Here is an 8,538-nt window from a genome sequence, read left to right as displayed (position 1 = left end):
TCATGGGGTTTATCATGGTAATAGGCTTCCAACCAGACCCGCCAAAGATGGTTTAATGCCTCCAGGGTTTTTATTTTGGCAGCTTTGGCTTCAGCCATAAAGGCATTGACGAAATGATTAAATTTTTCGATCTTGCCCTTGTTATGTAAAGCTTAACATAACCCCTATTTAAGAGCACCACCCGATCACCCATCGTCATCGCCTCGGTCTGGTCGTGGGTGACATAGATACAGGTGAGGTCTAGCCGGTTTTTTAGCGCCATTAGCTCATCGCGCAACTGTCGTCTTAAGCCGGGGTCGAGATTAGCGAGCGGCTCATCCATCAGCAGAATCTTGGGTTTGCGGATGATCGCCCGGCCAATCGCTGCCCGCTGTCGCTGTCCACCTGAAAGTTCCCCCGGTTTGCGCTCGAGCAATTCCGAAATTCCCAGTAGCGTGGCGGTTTTTTCGACTTCTTCAGCAAGCTTGTTTTTATCAGCCAGAAAACGATCCAACCCAAAGATGATATTCTGATAAACCGTCAAATGCGGATAGAGCCCGCCATTCTGAAAAACCATCCCAATGCCCCGCTCCCAGGCTGGCAGCAAACGGGCATCTTTGCCATCAAGCAGCAGCACACCAGCGCTGGCCTCTGATAAACCGGCAATCATTTTAAGGATCGTCGTTTTTCCGGAGCCAGAGGGTCCCACCAGCACCACCGATTCGCCGTATTTAATGGTCAGATTAATCTACTCAACCGCCGCCGGCTGACCTTTATGATAGTGTTTGCTAATATTTTTTAGTTCGATTTGATCCCTTTGAACCATCTTAGACCACCCCCCCATCAATTCGTGTTAGTCCACTCAGGGTCCCAATCCAATAATTCCCCGCCTGATCTTGGGTGATAACCTTGACCTCATTATGAACCAGCCCGGTTTCACTCGTCAGTTTTGTGATCGTTTGACCATCAATGATCACCAGCCCATCGTATTCTGACCCAATCCAAAGCCGGCCTTTTTTGTCTTCATAAAGTGAGCGCACCTTTTCGCCTGCCAGACCGTCCGCTTTTGTCAGGCTATTCAGGGGCTGCCATTTTCCATCAGTCTGAGTAAAAACCGTTGCCCCGCCATAGCGGTGTAAGCCGGCGCCAACGACGACGGTATCATCGCGGCGCTTGAGAATTGCGGTGATATTGCCATGGAGCAGCCCATTTTCGGTGGTAAAATGCTGCCACTCGCCGTTAGCCAACAGCACACTGATACCACCCCGGGGTGCCACATAGGAACCAAACCAGAGCCCGCCACCGCTATCTTGATTGATCACATTGACATTATCAGTCAGTAAACCATTTTGACTCGTGTAAGCGGTGATAACCCGGATCTCGCCAGCCTCCGCCAGCGCAATTTCAACGGCGCCGCCCCAGGTACCCAGCCAAAGCTGATTATTATCGAGCGCCTCAATCGCTAAAACCCGATCATCGGGAAGCCCATCTCTTGTTGTATATCGGATGATCTGGTCACCCACAATATGATAAAGACCGGTGTCAGTTCCCGCCCAGAGACCAGCTTCGCTAGCGTATAGGCAACGCACATAGCTAAAATCACCCAGTTCTTGACTTTCCAGCGTTACCGGATTGATCCGGAAAATCCCCCCGGCTCCAGCTGCAAAAATAGTCGTGCCATCATAACCGATGGCACAGATATCCTTACTAGCAAGGATACTGTCAAACCCAGCTTTGGGACGATCGGCCTCGGCACTACGAAGCAGCTCTAGCACCGTGATGGCCAGAGTGACCCCGACAATCAGTACCGAAATCACCAGCAACAACGATTTAATGATCGATTTATTCATTTTTCCCACCACTTAAAAGCCCAAAGATTGCCATTGTCACCAGCACCATTAGCAAGACCATAAACAGACAAAGGATCGCCACCACATCGGATGCCCCATAGTGGAGATAATTGTAAATCTTAATCGTCAGGGTTTGATAGCCTGGCGGCATAATCAGCAAGCTGACCCCAAACTCGCCCATCGATAAGGCAATGACAATCAGCATCGCCGCAAGGCACTGGCGGCCGATCAAGTGCAGTAAACAACCAATCGCCTTTTTAAATCCCGGCCAATGCACCTGGATGTTTTCAAAATAGTTGGGGTCCAGCGCCGCAAAAGCGATCGACAAAATCAACGCTTCAATAAAAGCGTACTTAGCCACAAGACCAATCACCGGCATTAGCGGACTAGTATAAATAGCCCCAAGTAACTCTGTATTCCACATCCGGATCAAGGATAATCCCAGCACTGGTGCGGGAATCAGAAAAGGAAGCGCCGCTAATGCTAAAATCAAATATCCGCAAACCGCTTTATAATTGGAAGATTTATATTGAAACGATTTATAAAATATCCCCGCAAAAAAAATCGCTGGAATCAGACTGATCACCGCCGCCAAGCCGCTCACCGATATACCATAGACAATCTCTGGCATCGCAGCCGCTAATAGCCCCGCGATATCACTGCTGGCCATGGTCTTTAGAATAAGATTGGATAAGGGGATAAAAATATAAAATCCTGCGATAATCAGCCCCGGAACAGCCAGGGCACGCAGTAATTTCGATTGTGCAAAGGGATTTTCTGATGAGCTGGTTCCCAGTGAAAAATCCATTTTCAGAATCGCCCTGGCCAGGATCGCCAGAGCTGCGATGCTTAAGATCATCAGCGGCAAGCCATTAAAGAAAACCCCAAAAACACTCATTCCCGAGGAAAACTGTGCAAAAAGATCTAGGGCATAACTATTGACGCCAAAAACTGAAGAAATGCCATAATCATTAATGTTAAGCAAAAAAACCAGGATCGTACTTAAGCTGATCGCAGGTAATAAAAAAGGGAAATAGATGCTAAAAAAAGCCTTCGCATCGGGGCGATCCAGTTTCACCATACTTTGGATCTCAAGAGGAATAGCAGCAAGCGCCAGGATGATCAAGCCGGCCGGAAGCGGCAGCGCTGAAAAGGTCTGCGTTAGGACAACCGCAAAATAACTGTTAAAATTAAAAGTTGTCCCGATCAGTCCATTGATGCTGTTGGCCAGGCTATCCATAAAAAAAATCCAGGACTGGACATGAATAAAAGCTGGTAGTAGAATCAGGGCAAAACTAATCAAACCGATCTTCGCAGCATAGGCTGGTAGCGTCATCGATATCCCCACCGCCACCAAAAAGCCACAAGCCGTTGAAATGACCGCTGATAATAAGGTCATTCCAAAACTTTGAAAAAACAAAGGTAAATTAAAGGTGAAACGAAGCGCCTCCTGCTGCTTGAATAGAGCCTCGATAAATCCCCAGGATAAGACGAAAATAGGTGCAACTGTTGCCATTATAAAAATGGTAACGGTAACCACTGTAATAAACTTCTTCAAAGCTGAAAGATTCACCTATCTTACCTGCTACCGGGCGAAAATCTCAGACATGTCTTTGGTGGCTTGTTGGAGCATTGCGTAGGCCTGATTAAAATCCACTGCCATGATTTTTATTTGGGCGGCGTCAATTTCCGCTGATGGTTCAACCACTTGATGAACCGGGATATGAATCCAGCCATCATCAACCAGGGCTTGTTCTGTTTCTGCCGATAGCAGGTAATTCATCAAAACCGTCGCATTATCAGGATTCGGGCCATCCTTAATCCGCGCGACCGAATTGGGGATCACCAGGGCACCCATTTGGTCGGCTCCCTGATCCAGGAGGATAATTTGCAGATCAGCATTTTTTTTCATTTCCGACAAGGCATCATCGGTATCGGTGAGTCCGGCGGTCAATTTTTTCTGGCTGACAAAATCTTTAACGACGCTGTTGCCATCAACCACCTGGATACCGGCCGCTTTTAACGATTGATAATAATTTCTCGCTGCAGCTTCGCCCCAATAAGCATACAAAACCGCCGCCTCGGTATTGGTGGTGCCAAAAATGGGATAAGCCATTCCTGTTTTTTCAACAATTTCAGAAGTTGGGATCGCCTGCATCGTCTGCGGGCAGTCTGGTGCTTTAACCAGGGTCTGATTGTAAAAATAAACCCGCGCTCGACCGCCAAATCCAAACCAGCATTTATCCGGATCGACAAAATTAGCCGGCAGATTGGCTGCCGCAGTCAAATCTACCGCTTCAAAAACACCTTGTTCTTTTAATGCAATGGTCTGTAGAATTTCACCATTCCAGAACACATCGGCCTGCGGTGATGGCATTTCTTCAATTAGCCGATTGGCCAAACCGACGGTCTTATTGGCTTCAATATCATAAACGGCTTTAACCTTGATGCCGGTAGACTGTTCAAAATCTCTTAGCACCTTTTCCGAGTAAACTTGATCAACCGAGGTGTAGACGACCACTTGGCCCTTGCTTTTTTCGGCCGACTCTCTACATCCGCCGAGAAAACCAGTCATTGTCATAACCACTAATACTATCAATAAAAACCTAAAAACCTTATTCATCCTTCATCTCCCATCAGTTGATATTTTCGCATTTTTCTGAAAAGATTTGTTTTTTAACCATAGGGCGCACAAGGGGACGGTTCGGGACCTGTGAAAAAGTCAAAAAAATTAGCTAAATCAGCTCAGCATGAAAAGATCCAGTGATTGAATGAAAATGTGACGAGATTAAGTGAATAAAAGAGAAAATTTTATAAAAATGAGCAAAAAAATAACCCTGTCTGGTATAATATAAGTGCAAACAAAACCAACCAGACAGGGGGAAAAATCATGCTTCGACAACAATCAAAACAATCATCATTCCATCGTTTATTATACAATAAAATCCCGGAGAATCATATCCTGAAACAAATAAAAAACGCTGTTGATTTCAGCTTCATCAATGAATTGTTGAAAGATAGCTACTGCGTAAATTTTGGACGTCCCGCCAAAGAACCGGAATTGATGTGTAAGCTGCTATTTCTACAGCATATCTACGATCTTTCCGATGAAAAAGTGATTGAGGAAGCCAGTTTTAATCTGACTTATCTCTATTTTCTGGACGTCAATCCCGAAGATACCTTGCCTGAACGAAGTCTGCTATCAAAATTCAGAAAACTGAAACTGGGCGAACAGATGCTGGATGAGATCATTATCGAAATTGTCCGACAATGTGTGGAAAAAGGAATTCTCAAGAAAGAAAGTGTGAGTATTGACGCCACCCATGTGGAAGCCAATACCATCAAAAAAACACCAGAACGATTAATGAAGCACCTGGCCAGAAAGATCATAAAAAGCTATCAGGAAGAAACGAAAGAATCACTGGAAAATTTACCGGAAGTGCCTGACTACCAGGAAATCAGCGATCATAAAGAGGCCAAAAAGGTCATGAAAGACTACCTGGAAACAGTGATCGAAATAGCCGAAAGCAGCTCAACTCTGGAAACCCCGGAAACTAGCCAGATAATTGAAAAAGCAAAAGAAATTCTGGAGGAACCTAAATTTATGAACCAGACCGGCATTCGTTCACTGATCGATGAGGATGCCCGGGTCGGTCGAAAAAGCAAAACCTCCAACTTCTTTGGTTACAAGGTTGAGTTTATTATGACCACCGACCAGCGAATTATCACTGCTGTACGAACCGCGAACGGCGCTTACGTGGATGGTAGCCTGATTAAAGAACTGCTAGGCGATACCCTGTCAAGTGGATTAACAATCACTGAGTTTTACGGAGACAAAGCCTATTTCAGAAAATCAATTCTCGAAAAGATTGACGCAATGGAGGCTGAAGCCTATATGTGAACTTCCTATAAATTTTCCGACTCGATTAAATAACAAATAGAGATTTTCTAAAAAAAGCCCAGAAATTGGGCTTTTTTTATGTCTTCTATTGCAAAAAAGCGTGTGTGATGTTATACTATATTTAGTCGGAAATGCAACTAAAGAAAGGATCCGTTATGTACCTCGATTTTCTAGTAAAAACACCAGATGTAGCAGGCAAGATCACCCGGAGAAAAAAGCGAGAATCCACCTATATTGAATATGAATACAATCGGGTTTATGATCCAGAGAAGCAATATACCATTGCCAAACGAGCAACAATTGGCAAGCAATCTAAAACCGATCCCGTGATGATGCAACCCAATCAGAACTTTCTAAAGTACTTTCCTGATGCAGAACTTCCTGAAGAAAAAGATCGAACGTTAAGAAGTAGTTGTCTTCGGATTGGCGCATATAGTGTGATCAGAAAGATTATCAATGACTACGGGATTCCCGAGATTCTCAGTACGTATTTTGAAGAAAAAGATTTGAGCCTGTTTCTTGATTTGGCAGCTTACTCAATCATTTCAGAGAACAATGCTGGTCAGTACTATCCGGATTATGCATACAATCATCCGCTGTTCACACCAGAAATGCGGATCTATAGCGACTCGAAGGTATCTGATTTTCTCAGTTCAATTACCGAGAATCAAAGCATCGGTTTCCTAAATGATTGGAATGAAAAGCGGAATCACCGGGAGAAGATCTATTTTTCTTATGATTCCACAAACAAGAACTGTCAAGCCGGAGAGATTGAGATGGTTGAATATGGTAAGGCAAAGGTCGATACCGGTCTTCCAATCTTCAACTATGCCCTCGCCTATGACACGAAGAACAGAGAGCCACTGTTTTATGAGACGTATCCAGGGAGCATCAACGATGTTTCCCAGCTGCAGTTCATGATTGAACGGGCTAAAGGTTATGGCTATAAGAAGGTCGGATTTATTCTGGATCGTGGCTATTTCAGCAAAGGAAATATCGCGTACATGGATCAATGCGGTTATAGTTTCGTGATCATGGTAAAAGGGATGTCCGCCTTTGTGAATCAGTTGATCCTTGAAAATAAAGGAAATTTTGAAAGCAAGCGGATACACAACATAAGCGAATATCGCGTTTATGGGATGACCGTGAAGAAAAAGTTGTATGTAACGGATGAGAAAGACAGATATTTTCATATTTTTCACAGCAGTTGGAAGGAAAGTGCCGAAAGAGAAGCGATTGAATCAAAGATCGAACAAATGACAAAGTATCTGAAAAAATCTTCGAATACAGTCAAGGAGTTTGGTTCAGGATTTGAGCGCTATTTTGAACTTTATTATAACGAAGAAAAGAAAACCTTCATGTTCCCCATCGAAAAAGCTGGTGTGATTGAACGTGAGATGGATTTATGCGGATACTTTGTTATTGTCACATCAGAAAAAATGACCGCAAAAGAAGCGATCAACCTGTACAAGAGTCGAGACGCATCCGAAAAGCTATTTCGGGGAGACAAGTCGTATTTGGGGAACAAGAGCCTCAGAGTTTATACGAATGAATCAGCATCCGCAAAAATATTCATCGAATTTATTGCCTTGATCATCCGAAATAAGATCTATACATGCCTTAAGGATGAACGCAATAACCTTGATAAAAATCCAAACTACATGACTGTTCCGGCGGCTATAAAAGAACTTGAAAAGATCGAGATGGTCAGGCAACTGGATAATGTCTATCGACTTGATCATGCCGTAACGGCTGTACAGAAAACCATACTGAGAGCATTCGGTATGGATGCAGCATCGATAAAAGATGAGGCAGTTGAAATCAGTGAACAGATCGATCGCAAAGTAATAAAACAGAAATAAATCAGGAGGAAAAGTAGATGGCAAGAACGGCAGGAATCGAATCATTTGAACAAAAGATTGAAAAAGCACAAATGGACGTCGTCAAAACAAAACAGAAGTATGACGCAGCAGTCGCTAAACTTGGCGATCTAATGGATAAGAGGGATGCACTTAAGCGAGATGAACTCGTAGCATCGATCATGAAAAGCAGTAAATCATATGAGGAGATCCTTCTCTTTTTGAATCAGAAAGACATCCAAGATGAATAAACACTAACAGTCTCAAATTAGGTCTAAAAAAATCAGCCCGAGATGCTAATGACAGATCGGACTGCAGCTATTTAGTCGGAAAATTTCAGGAAGTTCACACTATATACCCGTCAGTGGTTCTGCCTATCGCATTGATGAAAGCGAATTCGCCTATAACAAAGATTCGGATCAATGGTTCTGTAGCCAGGGAAATCAGACGGTCAGTCGGAAATACTATAAGCGGAAGCGCAAAGACTGTAAAAGTGGCTTTCAGGAAGGACATAATTATTACTTCGACGTGAAAATTTGCAAAAGCTGTCCGAAACATGATCAATGTGCCAAAAAGTCGGCCCGCAAAATTCTGAATATTGGGATCAACACACTGGAATTTTATGAAATCTCCCAAAGTCAGAAAACCGATGAATTCAAAGAGAAGTATAAGAAAAGAGCCAGCATTGAAGGGAAAAATGCGGAGCTCAAACGATTCCATGGACTCGGCCGGGCGAAAAGCTACGGTCTGGTTTCGATGTCCAAACAGGCGAAACTGGCAGCCATTGCAGTTAATTTAAAAAGAATAGCGGCCATCATGACCGCAAAATCTTCCTGTTTTTTTGAAATGTTCGTCAGATTTAGAATTCATTTTGTATTCTGAAAATAATTCTCCCGAATTTTATGAACCAGGCAAAAAAACAGGCCTTTTTCACAGGTCCCGGACGGTT

General features: G+C 43.9%; 6 protein-coding genes and 2 pseudogenes. 4 read left to right on the top strand and 4 right to left on the bottom strand.

Going from position 1 to position 8,538, the window contains the following annotated elements:
- Nucleotides 1–70: 70 nt before the first annotated feature.
- From QZ998_RS12850 to QZ998_RS12835, 4 genes are all read right to left on the bottom strand, one after another.
- The gene (locus QZ998_RS12850) at nucleotides 71–715 is read right to left on the bottom strand and encodes an ABC transporter ATP-binding protein (RefSeq protein WP_296561188.1); all 645 of its coding nucleotides are present in this window, start codon (nucleotides 713–715) and stop codon (nucleotides 71–73) included.
- 91 nt (nucleotides 716–806) lie between these two features.
- Nucleotides 807–1,829 (bottom strand): two-component regulator propeller domain-containing protein, encoded by a 1,023-nt coding sequence (locus tag QZ998_RS12845; protein WP_296561184.1) that lies wholly within the window; start codon nucleotides 1,827–1,829, stop codon nucleotides 807–809.
- Nucleotides 1,822–3,402, bottom strand: a complete 1,581-nt coding sequence (locus QZ998_RS12840; protein WP_296561182.1) for a hypothetical protein — start codon at nucleotides 3,400–3,402, stop codon at nucleotides 1,822–1,824. Before QZ998_RS12840 ends, QZ998_RS12845 begins: the two co-directional genes overlap by 8 nt.
- A gap of 12 nt (nucleotides 3,403–3,414) precedes the next feature.
- Nucleotides 3,415–4,452, bottom strand: coding sequence for an extracellular solute-binding protein (locus QZ998_RS12835; protein WP_296561180.1), 1,038 nt, complete (start codon nucleotides 4,450–4,452; stop codon nucleotides 3,415–3,417).
- Nucleotides 4,453–4,719: 267 nt separating this feature from the next.
- Here QZ998_RS12835 and QZ998_RS12830 point away from each other — a divergent pair.
- The 4 genes and pseudogenes from QZ998_RS12830 to QZ998_RS12815 all read left to right on the top strand — a co-directional run.
- Nucleotides 4,720–5,727: pseudogene (locus QZ998_RS12830) on the top strand (transposase); the annotation flags it as partial.
- A gap of 134 nt (nucleotides 5,728–5,861) precedes the next feature.
- Entirely contained in the window at nucleotides 5,862–7,592 is a 1,731-nt protein-coding gene (locus QZ998_RS12825; protein WP_366512452.1) for a transposase, read from the top strand.
- Between the two features lie 17 nt (nucleotides 7,593–7,609).
- The gene (locus tag QZ998_RS12820) at nucleotides 7,610–7,840 is read left to right on the top strand and encodes a hypothetical protein (protein WP_296561179.1); all 231 of its coding nucleotides are present in this window, start codon (nucleotides 7,610–7,612) and stop codon (nucleotides 7,838–7,840) included.
- Between the two features lie 100 nt (nucleotides 7,841–7,940).
- Nucleotides 7,941–8,414 (top strand): annotated as a pseudogene (locus QZ998_RS12815) (transposase); the annotation flags it as partial.
- Nucleotides 8,415–8,538 lie beyond the last annotated feature (124 nt).

The sequence above is a fragment of the uncultured Acetobacterium sp. genome, assembly GCF_927416815.1.
Classification (GTDB): domain Bacteria; phylum Bacillota; class Clostridia; order Eubacteriales; family Eubacteriaceae; genus Acetobacterium.
The sequence above is the reverse complement of the archived record's forward strand: the minus strand, read 5'-3'. Positions and strand labels throughout refer to the sequence as shown.